At 71.4% G+C, this 14,604-nt stretch carries 12 protein-coding genes and 1 other RNA gene; 4 read left to right on the top strand and 9 right to left on the bottom strand.

Annotation, left to right across the window (positions count from 1 at the left end; translation table 11 throughout):
• Nucleotides 1-29: 29 nt before the first annotated feature.
• The 7 genes from ACPCJR_RS09445 to ligA all read right to left on the bottom strand — a co-directional run bounded on the left by ACPCJR_RS09445 (nucleotide 30) and on the right by ligA (nucleotide 9,876).
• On the bottom strand, nucleotides 30-1,493 hold the full coding sequence (locus ACPCJR_RS09445) for a UDP-N-acetylmuramoylalanyl-D-glutamyl-2,6-diaminopimelate--D-alanyl-D-alanine ligase (RefSeq protein ID WP_391511911.1): 1,464 nt from the start codon (nucleotides 1,491-1,493) through the stop codon (nucleotides 30-32).
• Nucleotides 1,490-2,989: a UDP-N-acetylmuramoyl-L-alanyl-D-glutamate--2,6-diaminopimelate ligase gene (locus ACPCJR_RS09440; RefSeq protein ID WP_391511910.1), complete on the bottom strand. Its 1,500-nt coding sequence runs from the start codon at nucleotides 2,987-2,989 to the stop codon at nucleotides 1,490-1,492. The genes ACPCJR_RS09445 and ACPCJR_RS09440 overlap by 4 nt, the downstream gene beginning before the upstream one ends.
• 45 nt (nucleotides 2,990-3,034) lie before the next feature.
• On the bottom strand, nucleotides 3,035-4,924 hold the full coding sequence (locus ACPCJR_RS09435; RefSeq protein WP_391511909.1) for a peptidoglycan D,D-transpeptidase FtsI family protein: 1,890 nt from the start codon (nucleotides 4,922-4,924) through the stop codon (nucleotides 3,035-3,037).
• 6 nt (nucleotides 4,925-4,930) lie between these two features.
• Nucleotides 4,931-5,362 (bottom strand): cell division protein FtsL, encoded by a 432-nt coding sequence (gene ftsL / locus ACPCJR_RS09430; protein ID WP_110351203.1) that lies wholly within the window; start codon nucleotides 5,360-5,362, stop codon nucleotides 4,931-4,933.
• On the bottom strand, nucleotides 5,359-6,423 hold the full coding sequence (gene rsmH, locus ACPCJR_RS09425) for a 16S rRNA (cytosine(1402)-N(4))-methyltransferase RsmH (RefSeq protein WP_391511908.1): 1,065 nt from the start codon (nucleotides 6,421-6,423) through the stop codon (nucleotides 5,359-5,361). The genes ftsL and rsmH overlap by 4 nt, the downstream gene beginning before the upstream one ends.
• A gap of 468 nt (nucleotides 6,424-6,891) precedes the next feature.
• An RNA gene (gene rnpB / locus ACPCJR_RS09420) (RNase P RNA component class A) lies at nucleotides 6,892-7,297 on the bottom strand.
• A gap of 134 nt (nucleotides 7,298-7,431) precedes the next feature.
• Entirely contained in the window at nucleotides 7,432-9,876 is a 2,445-nt protein-coding gene (gene ligA, locus ACPCJR_RS09415; RefSeq protein WP_391512098.1) for an NAD-dependent DNA ligase LigA, read from the bottom strand.
• A 115-nt stretch (nucleotides 9,877-9,991) separates the two neighbouring features.
• On the opposite strand from ligA, the gene ACPCJR_RS09410 reads away from it, so the two are divergent.
• The 3 genes from ACPCJR_RS09410 to ACPCJR_RS09400 all read left to right on the top strand — a co-directional run bounded on the left by ACPCJR_RS09410 (nucleotide 9,992) and on the right by ACPCJR_RS09400 (nucleotide 12,004).
• Nucleotides 9,992-10,312 carry a hypothetical protein gene (locus tag ACPCJR_RS09410; RefSeq protein WP_391511907.1) on the top strand — a complete coding sequence of 107 codons (321 nt, stop codon included), beginning with the start codon at nucleotides 9,992-9,994 and terminating at the stop codon, nucleotides 10,310-10,312.
• Between the two features lie 45 nt (nucleotides 10,313-10,357).
• Nucleotides 10,358-10,912 carry a Uma2 family endonuclease gene (locus ACPCJR_RS09405; protein WP_391511906.1) on the top strand — a complete coding sequence of 185 codons (555 nt, stop codon included), beginning with the start codon at nucleotides 10,358-10,360 and terminating at the stop codon, nucleotides 10,910-10,912.
• A 75-nt stretch (nucleotides 10,913-10,987) separates the two neighbouring features.
• A complete protein-coding gene (locus tag ACPCJR_RS09400) occupies nucleotides 10,988-12,004 on the top strand; it encodes an adenosine kinase (protein WP_391511905.1) in 1,017 nt (338 codons plus the stop codon).
• A 52-nt stretch (nucleotides 12,005-12,056) separates the two neighbouring features.
• Here ACPCJR_RS09400 and ACPCJR_RS09395 read toward each other — a convergent pair whose 3' ends face one another.
• Both ACPCJR_RS09395 and ACPCJR_RS09390 read right to left on the bottom strand, forming a co-directional pair.
• On the bottom strand, nucleotides 12,057-12,479 hold the full coding sequence (locus tag ACPCJR_RS09395; RefSeq protein WP_012456877.1) for an FKBP-type peptidyl-prolyl cis-trans isomerase: 423 nt from the start codon (nucleotides 12,477-12,479) through the stop codon (nucleotides 12,057-12,059).
• A gap of 68 nt (nucleotides 12,480-12,547) precedes the next feature.
• Nucleotides 12,548-13,015, bottom strand: coding sequence for a hypothetical protein (locus ACPCJR_RS09390; RefSeq protein ID WP_391511904.1), 468 nt, complete (start codon nucleotides 13,013-13,015; stop codon nucleotides 12,548-12,550).
• 358 nt (nucleotides 13,016-13,373) lie between these two features.
• Here ACPCJR_RS09390 and ACPCJR_RS09385 point away from each other — a divergent pair, with 358 nt between their 5' ends.
• Entirely contained in the window at nucleotides 13,374-14,594 is a 1,221-nt protein-coding gene (locus tag ACPCJR_RS09385; protein ID WP_391512097.1) for a CaiB/BaiF CoA transferase family protein, read from the top strand.
• Nucleotides 14,595-14,604 lie beyond the last annotated feature (10 nt).

Below are 14,604 nucleotides of genomic sequence, written 5' to 3'. Positions count from 1 at the left end.
GCGCGAGAGCCCGGCCGATGATCGGATCGTCAGCGAACCGCGTTCAGCGAGGCTTCGCGCGGGTCCGGCGCGACCGCGTAGCGGGCTTTGGCCGCTTCGACAATGCGGACCATGCGCATGGAGTTCGAGCCCTTGACCATCACCGCATCCCCCGGCCGGAGCGTGGCGAGCACCGCGTCGGTCAACTCCTCGGCGCTGGGGGCCGCCGCGCCGCGCACGGCCATCGGCAGGGCCTCGAACAGGTGGACCATCTGGGTGCCGGCGGTGAAGACGAGATCGATGCCGTGGGCGCTCACCGCGTCCGCGAGTTCGCGGTGGAGGGCTTCGCTCGCCGCGCCGAGTTCCTTCATGTCGCCGAGCACGGCGATGCGGCGGCCCTTGTCCGCCGTCTCGATGCCGGCCAGCGTCGCGAGCGCCGCGCGGATCGAGGCGGGGTTGGCGTTGTAGCTCTCATCGACCAGGAAGGCCTCGCCCTCGCCGATCCGCAGGGCGGTGCGCTCGCCGCGCCCGACCGGCGGCTTCAGGCTCGCCAGCGACAGGGCGGCGCGGGCGAGGTCGGCGCCGAGCGCGTGAATGCAGGCCAGCACGCCGAGCGAGTTCATCGCCACGTGCCGGCCCGGCGTGCCGAGCTGGTAGGTGAGAGGCACGCCCATCACCGTGGCATCGACCACCGAGACGTCGGGCCGGGTCAGGATGCGGTTCGCGCGCACATCCGCCGCCGCATGCTCGCCGAAGGTGACGACGCGGCCCGCCCGCGAGGCGTGGGCGTGGGCCAGCAGCCGCTCGTAATTCGGGTTGTCGCGGTTGATCACCGCGACGCCGCCGGGCTTCAGCCCGGAAAAGATTTCGCCCTTGGCGTCGGCGATGGCGGAGACCGAGTGGAAATGCTCGATATGCACCGGCTCGACCGTGGTGATCAGGGCCACGTCCGGCCACACCATCGCGGTCAGCGGCAGGATCTCGGCGCCGTGGTTCATGCCGATCTCGAACACGCCGAAGCGGGTCTCCGCCGGCGTCCGCGCCAGCGTCAGCGGCACGCCCCAATGGTTGTTGTAGGAGGCGACCGAGGCGTGCGTCGCGCCTTGCGCCGCGAGCACGTGGCGCAAGGCCTCCTTGGTGCCGGTCTTGCCCACCGAGCCGGTCACGGCGACGATGGCCGCCCCCGTCCGGGCGCGGGCGGCGAGACCGAGGCGGCGCATCGCCTCCAGCACCGGGTCTTCGCCCTCCCCCGGCACGGCCAGAACCGGCCCGATCCCCTCGAACGCGTCCGCACGCGCCGCCGCGACCACCGCCGCGCCGGCGCCCTTCTCCAGGGCGGCGCGCACGAAGTCGTGGCCGTCCCGCGCCTCGCCGCGGATCGCGAAGAACAGGTCGCCGGGCTCCAGGCTGCGGGTGTCGATCGAGGCGCCCGTGACGGCGCGCGGCGCGCCGCGCAGGGTGCCGCCGGTCGCTGCCTCCAGGGCGGCCTGGGTCCAGAGAGGGGCGTCGGTCATCCGTTCACCTCCGCGATCGCGGCGCGCAAAGTCTCGTGATCCGAGAACGGAAGCACGCGTGGCCCGACGATCTGGCCGGTTTCATGTCCCTTGCCGGCGACCACCAGCACGTCGCCGGGCCGCAGGTCCCGCACGCCCGCGCGGATCGCCTCGGCCCGGTCGCCGATCTCCTCGGCACCCGGTGCGGCGGCGAGGATGGCGGCGCGGATCGCGGCGGGTTCCTCGTTGCGCGGGTTGTCGTCGGTGACGATGGTCCGGTCGGCGAGGCGCTGCGCGATGGCGCCCATGATCGGCCGCTTGCCGGCGTCCCGGTTGCCGCCGCAGCCGAACACCACGACGAGGCGTCCGCTGGCGAAGGGGCGCAGGGCCGCCAGCACGTGCTCCAGCGCCTCCGGCTTGTGGGCGTAATCGACGAGGCAGAGCCCGCCATTCGCTTCACCGATCCGCTCCATCCGGCCCGGCACGCCGGTCAGGCCTTCGAGCGCGGTAAAGACGCCGGCCGGATCGGCCGCGCCCGCGGGTGTCGAGAGGGCCAGCCCCGCCGCCACGAGGGCGTTCTCGACCTGGAAGCCGCCGACCAGCGGCAGGCGCACGCGGTATTCCCGGTCTTCGTGGACCAGGGTCAGACCCTGCGAGAAGCCGTCCGTGCCGGCCTCGACGAGTCGGATGAAGGTGCCCCCGCGCCCGGTCGAGCGGATCGTGTGCCCGGCGGCGTCGGCGGCGCCGATCACCCGCTCGGCATAGGCCCCGTCCGCGTTGACGATCGCGGGACGGCCCTTGGGCAGGAGCGTGGTGAACAGGCGCAGCTTGGCTTCGAGGTAGTCCTCGATCGTCGGATGGTAGTCGAGATGGTCGCGGCCGAGATTGGTGAAGGCTGCGGCCGTCAGGTCGACGCCGTCGAGGCGGCGCTGCTCGATCCCGTGGGAGGATGCCTCCATGGCCAGATCGGTGATGCCCTCCTGCGCCAGACGGGCCAGGGTCTCGTGCAGGGTGACGGGGTCGGGCGTCGTCAGCGAGCCGTAGGCGGCGCCCCGGTTGGTGACGATGCCGACCGTGCCGAGGCTCGCCGCATCGCGCCCGAGCCGCGACAGGATCTGCCGCACGAAGTCGGCCACCGAACTCTTGCCGCTGGTGCCGGTGACCGCCACGACCGTCTCCGGCTGGCGGCCGGCGCGGCGGGCGGCGGCGAGCGCGAGCGCGCGGCGGGCATCGGCCACGGCGATCCAGGCCGTCGCCTCGGGCAGGTCGTCGGGGCGCGTGCCCTCCCCGGCCACGGCGAGGGCGCCGGCCCGCGCGGCGGCGGCCGCGAACAGCCGGCCGTCGGCGCTAGTGCCGGGCACGGCCACGAACACGCCGCCGGGCACGACCCGGCGGCTGTCGGCGGTCAGCCCGGCGACGGACTTCGCGGCGAGCGCGGCCTCCGCTTCCGGAAACAGGTCGCCGAGGGTCGAATGACCCGTCGATGGGTTGGTCGACGGGCTGGTCGGCTGGCTCATGGGAACGCGTCCTCGCGGGTCAGGCCGGCCGGCGGCGGTCCGCCGTCACGGCCCGCCCACCTGCGTGGCGTGGTAGGCGCCGAGCTTGACCATGAGCGGGAACGGCTTGGCCGGCGCCTCGAATCTCGGCGGCAGGCCGAGGATGGGGGCGGCCCGCTCGATGATCTTGCCCGTGACCACGCCGGAGTTCCAGGCGGCGGTGGCGTAGCCGCCGCTCTCGGGCAGGCCCTGCGGCTCGTCCATGATGGTGAGGAAGAGGTATTTCGGCTTGTCCATCGGCGCCGCCGCCATGAAGGTCGTGAACAGGCGGTTCTTGGCGTAGCGCCCGTTGATGACCTTCTCGGCCGTGCCGGTCTTGCCGCCGACGTAGTAGAGCGGCACGGACGCCTTTTTGGCCGAGCCCTCGACGGCGTTGAGGCGCATGATGAAGCGCATCGCCTCGCTGGTCTCCGGCTTGACCACGCGGGTGGCCTTGGCCCGCGCCGTCTCCTCGTCGGTCTTGAGGAAGGTCGGGGTCATCAGCTCGCCGCCGTTGACGATGGCCGCCACCGCCGCCGCGGCCTGGAGCGGCGCCACGGCCAGGCCGTGGCCGAAGGCGATGGTGATGGTGTTGATCTCGGTCCAGCGCGGCGGGACGATCGGGGCGGCCGATTCCGGCAGCTCCGTTCGCATGCGGTCCATCAGGCCCATCCGCTTGAGGAAGGCCTTGTGCCCCGGCACGCCGATGCCGAGCGCCATCTTCGCCGAACCGATGTTGGAGGAGTGGGTGAACACCTCCGGCATGGTGATGACGCGGTTGGTGCCGTGATATTCGTGGATCTTCTGGCGGCCCCAGTGAAGCACTCCACCGCGGGTGTCGAAGGTGGAATTCACGTTGTACTTGCCGGAATCGAGCGCCATGGCGAGGGTCATCGCCTTGAAGGTCGAGCCCATCTCGTAGACGCCGACATTCATCCGGTTGATGCGGTCGTCCGAGAGCGCGTCCTTCGGCTCGTTGGGGTCGAAGTCTGGGTAGGAGGCGAGCGCCAGGATCTCGCCGGTGTTCACGTCCAGGATCATGGAGGCGCCGGCCTTGGCCTTGAAGTGCTCCACGCCCTTCACGAGCTCGTCGCGCACCGCGAACTGCGCCCGCAGGTCGAGGGAGAGCTGGACGGGCGAGAGATCCGTCTGCTTGGCCACGAGGCCGAACTCGTTGAGCGCCCGGTTGCCCCGGTTGTCGATGTACTTCTCGATGCCGGCGATGCCGATGTTGTCGAGGTTCGTCGCGCCGATGACGTGGGCGGCGGCCACCCCGTTCGGATAGACGCGCTTGTGGTCGGGCAGGAAGCCGACGCCCGGAATGCCCAGGCGGTGGACTTCGAGCTGCTGCTTCGGGGTGATCTCGCGCTTGATCCAGACGAAGCCCTTCTTGGACGAGAGCTTGGTGCGCAGCTCCGCCGCGTTCAGCTCGGGCAGCACCGCGGTCAGGAGCTCGACCGCCTCGTCCCGGTCGAAGGTGCGCGCCATCCGGCTCGGCTCGGCGAAGACCGAGACGGTGCGGATGTCGGTGGCCAGGATCTCGCCGTTGCGGTCGATGATGTCCGGGCGGATCGTGGTCGTGGCGGCGGCCGCCACGCGGTGGTCGTCGCTGTTCGTGCCCGGCGTCGCCGCCATCACGAGCAGGCGCATGGAGATCGCGCCGAACACCACCGCGAAGGCGAGGCCGACCACCGCCACGCGGGCGTGCGAGCGCTCGATGGCGAGGCGGAACATCATCCGGGTGAGCCGCGTCAGGGCCGAGGCCGGCGGCTCGCTCGTCACGACGCGCTCTGGCATCGGCTCCGGCATGGATGCCGGCAGCGGAGCGGAGGCGGCCTGCGCCGCCCCGTCCGGGTCGTGATGCGTCGGATCGCGTGACGGATCTTGCAACGGGTCTTGCGACGGATCCTGGGACACGGAACGCTACCTCGAAGCCGCGGGCGGGCGGGTGGAGACGGTGCGGGTGGTGACCGAGCCCGTGGTGCGGGGCTCGTCGCGGGCGCCCGAAGGCCTGTCCTTGGGCGTCGCGGTCGGCGTCGCCGTCGAGGCCAGCAGGCGGGCGATCTCGTCGCCGCGCTCGGGCCGCTCCGGCAGGTCGGAGAGGCGGGCGAGGTGCCCGTCGCTGATCGGCTCGAGGACGAGGTGGCGCTCCACCGCCTTCTGCAGCCGGTCGGGCCGGGTCAGGAGCTGCCACTCGGCGCGCAGGACCGCGATGGCCTGACGCTCCTTGTGAAGCCCGGTCTTGAGCTTCGAGACCTGACCCGCTTGGTAGAGCGTGTCGTACTTCGTCGAGTAGGCGTAGACCGCCGAGCCGATGAGGCCGACGATCGCCAGGACGTTGAGGAGTCGGATCACCGCCGCGTCCCCCGTCCCTGCGCGGCGGGCAGGCTCGCCAGCGTCTCGATCGCCGTGAGCGGGTCCGGCGCCAGGGCCTCGGTCCGCTCGGCCGCGCGCAGCTTCGCCGAGCGCGCCCGCGGATTGACCATCGTCTCCGAATCCGAAGGCAGGACCGGCCCCTTGGTGACGGGCTTGAAGCTCTTCGGGACGGGCCGCTCGACGCCGGGCAGATGCCGCGAGGCCTGCGCGGCCCGGCCGCTGCGGGCGGAGAAGAACTGCTTGACGATGCGGTCCTCCAGCGAGTGGAAGGTCACCACCGCCAGCCGCCCGCCGGGCCGCAGCACGCGCTCGGCCGCGTGCAGGCCGCGCACCAACTCGCCGAGTTCGTCGTTCACCGCGATGCGCAGTCCCTGGAAGCTCCGGGTGGCCGGGTGGATCGGGCTGCCCGGCTCGGGCCGCACCACGCCGGCCACGAGATCGGCGAGTTCGGCCGTGGTCGCGATCGGGGCGCGGCGGCGCGCCTCGACGATGGCGCGGGCCACCGCCCGCGAGCGGCGCTCCTCGCCGAAATGGTAGAGGATGTCGGCGAGCGTGGTCTCGTCGGATTCGTTCACGAGGTTGGCCGCGCTGGGGCCGTCGCCGCCCATGCGCATGTCGAGCGGCCCGTCCTGCCGGAACGAGAAGCCGCGCTGCGCCTCGTCGAGCTGCATCGAGGACACGCCGATATCGAGCACGACCCAGTCGGCCCCCCCCTCGCCGAGATCGGCGAGCAGCGCGTCGAGTTCGCCGAAGCGGCCCTGGACCAGACGCAGGCGCCCCCCGGATGCCGCCACGAGATCGGCGCCCGCGCGGATCGCGGTCGGGTCGCGGTCGATGGCGACGACCTGAAGCTCCGGCTGGGCGTTGAGCAGCCCCCGCGTGTAGCCGCCCGCGCCGAAGGTGCCGTCCACGGCGAGCCCCGGCCGGTCGAGGGCGAGCGCGGCGAGGACTTCGGGCAGCAGGACGGGAACGTGGCGCGCCTGCGCGGCCCGGTCGGACTCGCTCCGGTCCGGCTTGCCCGGCCGCGGTGTCCGGCTCATCGGCAGCGCTCCGGGGACCGCACTGGCTTCTCGGGATTGCCGAAGAAAGCGCGGGCGCCGTCCGGCGAGGGAGGAATCATGGAGGCCTGCTGCATGGGCGGACCACGCGGCGGCGGCCCGAACGGTGGTGGCGACGCCGATCCGCGGGCGGCTCCGGCCACGCGCGCGCCTTCTCGCCGGGCAACCTGAACGAGTGTTGGCCGATCCGGAATAGGGCGTCAACGGGATGGCGCGGGGTAACATGGGCCCTCGAAACGCGTCAACGAGCTTGACCATGCAGGCTGACCCGATCTGACCGTATCAAGGTTAACCGAGCGTCAATGCGGCGTCCGCTTTCGTCGGCTTTGCCACACCGCGCCGGGGTCGGATCATGCGTCCGCCCCCGTTCCGCCGGCCCCCTCACCGCTAGGCGCGGCGAGCCCTTCGCCGGCCCGTGGCCGGCGCCGGCATCGACGCTGCGGGGTGAGGTGGATCAGCCGGCCTGTAAGCCGGGTTCTGTAGGGCCCGCGAGCGAACTCACGGACGTGGCAGCCATTCCTCTGGGACGACCGTTGCCGGCCGCCTCGAGCAACCAACCCGGGCGACGCGCCTGGAGAGCGGGCCTGCCCCTCCCCTCGCGGGGCGGAGCGTGTCGCCCCTATTCGGTTTTGCTCCCGGTGGGGTTTGCCGTGCCGTCCGCGTTGCCGCGTCCGCGGTGCGCTCTTACCGCACCCTTTCACCCTGACCCTGCGAAGGACGAACCTTCGCAGGGCGGTCTGCTCTCTGTGGCACTGTCCCTGGGGTCGCCCCCGCCGGAGGTTATCCGGCACCGTCTCTCCATGGAGCCCGGACTTTCCTCCCCGTCTGACGACGGAGCGGCCGCCCGGCCGACTGATCCGGCGCCGGCTTGCGCCGCGGGGCACCCCGGGGTCAAGCCAAATGCGTCTTGGAATGCCTCACAAAACTCCCGGTCACCGACCGTTTCGCCACCGCCCGCGACGGCGCAGCGGGCGTTTCGTGAGAGACGCTTCACGCCTCCGCCAGCATCGCCAGCCAATCGTCCTCCGAGACGACCTTCACCCCGTGGCGCTCGGCATCCTTGAGCTTCGAGCCCGCGCCGGGGCCGGCGACGACGAGGTCGGTCTTGGCCGAGACCGAGCCCGAGACTTTGGCGCCCAGGCGCTCGGCGGTGGCCTTGGCTTCGCTCCGGGTCATTTTCTCAAGGGTGCCCGTGAACACCACGGTCTTGCCGGCAAAGGCCGCGGCCGAAGTCGTGGCCGCCAGCGGTTCGGTTTTCACCTCGTCGAGGAGGGCGCGCACGGCCGCATCGTTGTGCGGCTCGGTGAAGAACTGGATCAGCGAATCCGTCGCCACCGGACCGATCTCGCCGTCGTCGGCAAACAGCCGGTAGGCGTCGCCGGGCCGCTGCGAGGCGGCCCGCTCCAGGGCCGCATCGACGGCGTCCTCGCTGCCGTAATGGGCGAGCACCGCCTCGCGCTGGGACGGCGTCAGCCGCCCGCGCAGGCGAGCGCCGAGGGACGCCTCCGCCAGAGCCTCGCCCGGCAGCGGATCGAGCGTCTCGAACAGACGGTCGCGGGTGCCCGGCCCGATGCGGGGGAGGCTCGAGAGTTCGAGCCAGTCGGGCCCCGCCTGCTCCTGCGCCGCCGCCGCGATGGCGGTCATCAGTGCCGCCATGTCGGGAAAGCGCTTGGCCAGCGCCTTAGCGGTCGACTCGCCGATCTGCGGGATGCCGAGGGCGAACAGGAACCGGTTGAGCGGGATGGACCGGCGCGCCTCCAGCGAGGCGAGCAGGTTCTTGATCGCCTTGTCCTCCTCCTCGCCCTTCTTCTTGGTCGGCTTCTTCGGGGCGGGCTCGCCCTCGGCCCGGCGCTGCGCCGAGAGCGCCTCGCGCCGCGCGACGATCGCCGCCTTGAGCGGTTCGAAATCGAGGCGGAACAGGTCGGCGGGCTGCTTCACGAGGCCGGCCTCGAACAGCACCTCGACATAGGTCTGGCCGAAGCCTTCGAGATCGAAGCCGTTGCGCGAGACGAAGTGCTTGAGCCGCTCCACGCCCTGCGCCGGGCAGATCAGCCCCCCGGTGCAGCGGCGCACGGCGTCGATCTTCTTCGTACGCGGGTTCAACTCCCGGACAGCCTTGCTGCCGCAGGCCGGGCAGGTCTCGGGGAAGACGAAGGGCACGGCCCCGGCCGGGCGCTTGTCGAGCACCACGTCCCGCACCTTGGGGATCACGTCGCCGGCGCGCACCACGATCACCGTGTCGCCGACGCGGATGTCGCGGCCCTCGCGGATCGGCTCGCCGTCGCCGCCCACGCCCTGCACGTAGCCCTCGTTGTGCAACGTCGCGTTGGAGACCACGACGCCGCCGACCGTGACGGGCTTCAGGCGCGCCAACGGGTTGAGCGAGCCGGTGCGCCCGACATTGATGTCGATGGCCAGAAGCTCGGTGAAGGCTTCCTGCGCCGCGAACTTGTGGGCGAGCGCCCAGCGCGGCGCCCGGCTGACGAAGCCGAGCCGGCGCTGGAAGCCGAGATCGTCGACCTTGTAGACGACGCCGTCGATGTCGTAGCCGAGACCGGCCCGCTCCGCCTCGATGGCGCGATAATGCGCGATCATCTCGCCGGCCGAGGCGCAGAGCTTGGTCCGCGGGTTCACCGGCAGGCCCCAGCCCCGGAAGCGCTCCAGCACCGCCGATTGCGTGTCGGCGAAGGGCTCCGAGACCTCACCCCAGGCATAGGCGAAGAAGCGCAAGGGCCGCGAGGCGGTGATCGCCGGATCGAGCTGGCGCAGCGAACCGGCCGCGGCGTTGCGGGGGTTGGCGAAAAGCGGCTTGCCCGCCGCCTCCTGCCGCGCGTTGATGGCGGAAAAATCCTCGTGCGACAGGTAGACCTCGCCGCGCACCTCCAGCACGGCGGGAAAGCCCTCGCCGGAGAGCTTCTCCGGGATGTCCTCGACGGTGAGCGCGTTGGCCGTGACGTTCTCGCCGACCTCGCCGTCGCCCCGGGTGGCGGCGGTGACGAGCTTGCCCGCCTCGTAGCGCAGGGAGAGCGACAGCCCGTCGATCTTCGGCTCGGCGGTGAAGGCGACGGGCTCCTCGGCGGAGAGGTTGAGGAAGCGGCGCACGCGGGCGACGAACTCCTCCACATCCTCGTCGGCGAAGGCGTTGCCCAGCGAGAGCATCGGCACGGCGTGCCGGACCTTGGCGAATTTTTCCGACGGCTTGGCGCCGACGCCCGCGCTCGCCTCGGTGGTGCCCGTCAGCGCGGGAAAGCGCGCCTCGATGGCCTCCAGTTCCTGGCGCAGGGCATCGTACTCGGCGTCCGAGAGTTCGGGCGCGTCCTCGTTGTAGTAGAGCTGGTTCGCCCGCTCGATCGCCCGCGACAGCTCGGCATGGCGCGACTGGGCGGCCTCCTCGCTCAGGGCTTCGACGGCGGCGGAGATCGACGTGCGCGGCATGAGCCGCATTTACCGCATCTCGCACGACGGTGCGTTAACGCTCGCGGTTTGGCGACCCCATTCCCGCCACAACTCGGCCGTCAGAACCCTCGAAACGACGGCTCGAGGACGGACCATGGCAGGACGCATCATCACGGCACTGGCGCTTGCCGGCCTCGCGGGGCCGGCGCTTGCCGCCCCCTGCACGCCGCCGACGCCCCCGCCGGCCGAAGCGCGGCCGGAAAAGCCGAAGCTCCCCGAAAAGCCCGCCTGCCTCGACAAGAAGGAGGGCTGCCCCGGCTGGGAGGCCTACAGCTACAACGATGCGATCAAGGCCTACAACGCGCAAGCCCAGGCTTTCCATTCGATCGCAGGGGCTTACGTCCAGAAGCTCAACGCCTACGTCAAGGCGAGTTCGGACTACGCGCAGTGCGAGGTGAAGGCGCTGCAGCAGTAGCGCCGTGCCTTCGCGGTCTCCGGCAGGCGTGATAGGTTTCGGGCGATGAGCGTGCAGCCCAAAGTCCGCATGACCGCCGATGAATTTTTGGCCTGGGCCGAGGGCCGTCCGGGACGGCACGAACTCGCCGACGGGGAAGTTTTTTCCATGTCGCCGGAGCGTGTCCGGCACGCGGTGACGAAGTTTGCCGCGCAGACGGCTCTGCGCGCCGCGATCCGTGCTGGTCGTCTCCCGTGCGAGATGCTGCCCGACGGCCTGTCCGTCCGGGTCGACGATCGGACGGTCTTCGAGCCGGACGCCCTCGTCCATTGCGGCGCGCGTCTCGATCCCGACGCGACGACGGTTTCCGAGCCGCTGATTGTCGTGGAGGTCCTCTCGCCGCGTACGAAGCACGTCGATACCGGCTTCAAGTTTCAAGGCTACTTCCGGCTGCCGAGCGTGCAGCACTACCTCATCCTCGACACCGAGCGGCGCACGGTGATTCACCATCGCCGCGGCGCGGGCGACCTGATCGAGACGCGCATCGCCGCCGCGGGCGAACTCTTCCTCGATCCCCCCGGTCTCACAATCGGCGTGGGAAGCCTGTTCGCCGAGCCGTGAGGCGGCCCTTGCTTGACGGCCCTTGGCCACGGTGCGACAGGCCCCGGCAAAGCTGACCAGACACGGGACGGTTCCATGTCCGACGACACCCTCGACCTCCTCGTCCTCGGCAACGCGATCGTCGATCTGATCGCGCATGCCGACGAGAGCTTCCTGACGGCGCAGGGCGTGACGAAGGGCGCGATGCAGCTCATCGACGAGCCGCGCGCGGAGGCCCTGTTCGAGGTGATGGGGCCGGCGACCGTGGTGTCCGGCGGCTCGGGCGCCAACACTGCCGTCGGCGCCGCCCTGCTCGGTGCCAAGACCGGCTTCATCGGCAAGGTGCACGAGGACGAACTGGGCCACCTGTTCAGCCACGACCTGAAGGCGACGGGCGTGCGCTTCACGGTTCCGCCGACGGCCGAGGGGCCGGCCACCGCCCGCTGCTTCATTCTGGTGACGCCCGACGGCGAGCGCACCATGAACACCTATCTCGGCGCCTGCCAGGGGCTCTCGCCCGACGACGTGGACGAGGTCACCGTGCGCGCGGCCCGCGTCACCTATCTCGAAGGCTACCTGTGGGATCCGCCGGCCGCCAAGGACGCCTTCCGCAAGGCGGTGAAGGTGGCGCATTCCGCCGGCAACGCCGTGGCCCTGACGCTGTCGGACGCCTTCTGCGTCGGCCGCTACCGCGAGGAATTCCTCGAACTCCTGCGCAACGGCAGCATCGACATCCTGTTCGCCAATATCGGCGAGCTGCAGAGCCTCTATCAGACCGACGACCCGGAGGCGGCGGTCGCGGCCCTTCGCGAGGAGCGCGGCGTCAAGGGCACGCACCTGCTCGGTCTCGTCACCCGCTCGGCCGAAGGCGCGCTCGTGGTGCGCGGCGGCGAGGTCCGTTCGGTCGAAGCCTTCCCCGCCCGCGAGGTGGTCGACAGCACCGGGGCCGGCGATCTCTTCGCGGCAGGCTTCCTGGCCGGCTATACCCGCGGCATCGACTACGTGGCGAGCGCCCGGCTGGGTGCCCTCGCGGCGTCCGAGGTGATCGAGCATATCGGCGCCCGCCCGCAGCGCGACCTGCTGGCGCTTGCCCGCGAGCACCGGCTGATCTGAGCGGCGCTCCGTAGCCCGGCGCCCGCGAAGGGCGCCGGAGCCTGAGGCCGGATCAGCGCGAGCCGATCAGCTCCACGTCGAAGATCAGCGTGGCGTTCGGCGGGATCACGCCGCCCGCGCCGCGGGCGCCGTAGCCGAGATCCGGCGGGATCGTCAGGATGCGGCGGCCGCCGGCCTTCATCGTGGCGACGCCCTCGTCCCAGCCGCGGATCACCTGTCCGGCGCCGATGGTGAAGGAGAAGGGCTGGCCGCGGTCGCGGGAGGAGTCGAACTTCTTGCCGCGCTTGCCGCCGCCCTCGTCGAGCCAGCCGGTATAGTGGACGGTGACCTGCTGGCCGGTCTTCGGCTCGGGGCCGGTGCCGACCACCTCGTCGGTGTAGCTGAGGCCCGAGGGCAGCGTGACGGGCTGGGCGGCGGAAGCGGCACTGGTCATGGCGAGGGCGATGGCTCCGGCTATGGGAAGAATCGAGCGCATGAATCTCGTCTCGGCGCGTCGTCGCGGACGACGGGGCGCGCGGGTTAGCACGCTTCGCGCGCTCGCGCCTAATAGCGCGCGCTGATCGCTCCGCGCTCCACCGCGCAGCCGCCCGCCTGCGGGCCGACGACGAGGTCGCCCTGGCGCGGGTTGTTGAGCGCCAGCGGCGCGGTGTCCTTCCGGGCGAAGAAGCCGCCGCCGAGCTGGTCCTCGAAGAAGCCGTCGCCGAAGCGGATGTAGCAGCGGTCGATCACCGCCACCGTGTCGAAATTGGCCCGGTAGGCGGCCTGCTCCGGCAGGGCGCCCGGCCCGCAGGTCAGAGCCACGTCGATGCGGCCGGACTGGTTGTAGCGGATCGTCTGCGAGCGGTGCGGGCGCACCGCGACCCAGGGGCCGCCATCGCGGCTGACGAGGGCGGTGTAGCCGGATTTGTTGATGATCTGCCGGGTGCAGCCGGCCTGCGCCGACGACGTTCCCGCAGCGGCCAGGGTGACGAGGGCCGCCGCCATCCCGAGTGCCGACCTCAACCCGCGCATCGCTCTCTCCGCTCGCCAGGGCCGCCACGGAGCCTTCCCCGCCGGCCACGCTTTGGCCGATCAACCGGGAGCCGGCGCACGCGTTCCATTGCGGGCACGGATCGCTGCCTCTTATGGTCAATCCGCCGGGCGGGAAGCATACTGCGCCCGGTAAAACGCATACAAAGCGATTGCCTCGCCGCCGCATCGGGCCGTAGTCTCAATGCATAATACGAAAGGGGGCGCGATCACCGCGCCACGCGGCGAGCCGTCCTCGAGGAGGCCGCAATCCGGGAGGATCCGTCCGATGAGCCGTTGCCGGACATGCGCTTCGCGTCCTGCGTGCAGAGCCCGTTCCGATCGGAGCTGAGGCGGGATGATGCAGGAGACCTCCCGTTCCGGGCCGCTCGCCGGCCTGAAGGTCGTCGAACTCGCCCACATCATGGCCGGACCCGTCTGCGGGCTGATGCTCGGCGACATGGGGGCCGAGGTCATCAAGGTCGAGAAGATCGACGGCGGCGACGATACCCGCCGCTCGGTCCCGCCCGCGATCGGGGGCGAGAGCGCCGCCTACATGATGATGAACCGCGGCAAGCGCGGCATCGCCCTCGATCTCAAGAGCGCGGAGGGCAAGGCGGTGCTGCGCCGCCTGCTGGCCGATGCCGACGTGCTGATCGAGAATTACCGCGCCGGCACCATGGAGCGACTGGGCCTCGGTTACGATGTGCTGAAGACCGAGTTTCCGGGGCTGATCTACTGCTCGCTCTCGGGCTTCGGCCGCTCCGGTCCCTATGCCGAGCGGGCGGGCTTCGATCTCGTGGCGCAGGGCATGAGCGGGCTGATGAGCATCACCGGCGAAGGGCCGGGGCGCCCGCCGATGAAGTGCGGACCGCCGGTGACCGACATCACCGCCGGCATCCTGGCGGCGATGGGCGTGCTCGCCGCCCACGTGCACAAGCTGAAGACCGGCGAGGGGCAGGTGGTTGACACCTCCCTGTTCGAGGCCGGCATCACCCTCACCTACTGGCAATCGGCCATCGCCATGGCGACCGGCGTCGCGCCGGGGCCGATGGGCTCGGCCCATCCGCTCAACGCGCCCTACGAGGCCTTCGAGACGGCCGACGGCTGGATCACCATCGGCGCGGCCAACCAGACCAACTGGCTGCGGCTGCTGTCCGTGCTCGGTGCCGAGGCGCTCGCGGGCGATCCCCGCTTTGCCGCCAACCGCGACCGCATGGCCCATCGCGCGGCGCTGGCGCAGGCGCTGGCCCCGCATTTCCGCACCGCGCCCTCGGCCGACTGGCTCGCGCGGCTGGAAGCGGGCGGCGTGCCGGCCGGCCCGGTCCTCGACGTGCTGGCCATGCAGGCCGACCCGCAGGCGCGTGCGCGGGAGATGGTGGTCGAGGTCGAGCACCCCCGCGCCGGGCCGATGAGCACGCTCGGCCTGCCCGTGAAGTTCTCAGGGACGCCCGGACGCGTGCACGGGCCGGCGCCGCTTCTGGGTGAGCACAGCCGCGCCATTCTGGGCCGAGCGGGCTACGATGCGGCGGCGATCGACGACTTGATCGCCCGGGGCGTCGTGGGCGAGACCACGGCCTGAAACCATGCTG

It is taken from the genome of Methylobacterium sp. NPDC097929, from assembly GCF_049543375.1.
Lineage (GTDB): Bacteria > Pseudomonadota > Alphaproteobacteria > Rhizobiales > Beijerinckiaceae > Methylobacterium.
The sequence above is the reverse complement of the archived record's forward strand: the minus strand, read 5'-3'. Positions and strand labels throughout refer to the sequence as shown.

Bases quoted from the DNA above. Each gene is read 5' to 3' on its own strand.
- ACPCJR_RS09445 (WP_391511911.1), bottom strand. From the start codon at position 1,493: ATGACCGACGCCCCTCTCTGGACCCAGGCCGCCCTGGAGGCAGCGACC.
- ACPCJR_RS09440 (WP_391511910.1), bottom strand. From the start codon at position 2,989: ATGAGCCAGCCGACCAGCCCGTCGACCAACCCATCGACGGGTCATTCG.
- rsmH (WP_391511908.1), bottom strand. From the start codon at position 6,423: ATGAGCCGGACACCGCGGCCGGGCAAGCCGGACCGGAGCGAGTCCGAC.
- ligA (WP_391512098.1), bottom strand. From the start codon at position 9,876: ATGCCGCGCACGTCGATCTCCGCCGCCGTCGAAGCCCTGAGCGAGGAG.
- ACPCJR_RS09410 (WP_391511907.1), top strand. From the start codon at position 9,992: ATGGCAGGACGCATCATCACGGCACTGGCGCTTGCCGGCCTCGCGGGG.
- ACPCJR_RS09405 (WP_391511906.1), top strand. From the start codon at position 10,358: ATGAGCGTGCAGCCCAAAGTCCGCATGACCGCCGATGAATTTTTGGCC.
- ACPCJR_RS09400 (WP_391511905.1), top strand. From the start codon at position 10,988: ATGTCCGACGACACCCTCGACCTCCTCGTCCTCGGCAACGCGATCGTC.
- ACPCJR_RS09395 (WP_012456877.1), bottom strand. From the start codon at position 12,479: ATGCGCTCGATTCTTCCCATAGCCGGAGCCATCGCCCTCGCCATGACC.
- ACPCJR_RS09390 (WP_391511904.1), bottom strand. From the start codon at position 13,015: ATGCGCGGGTTGAGGTCGGCACTCGGGATGGCGGCGGCCCTCGTCACC.
- ACPCJR_RS09385 (WP_391512097.1), top strand. From the start codon at position 13,374: ATGCAGGAGACCTCCCGTTCCGGGCCGCTCGCCGGCCTGAAGGTCGTC.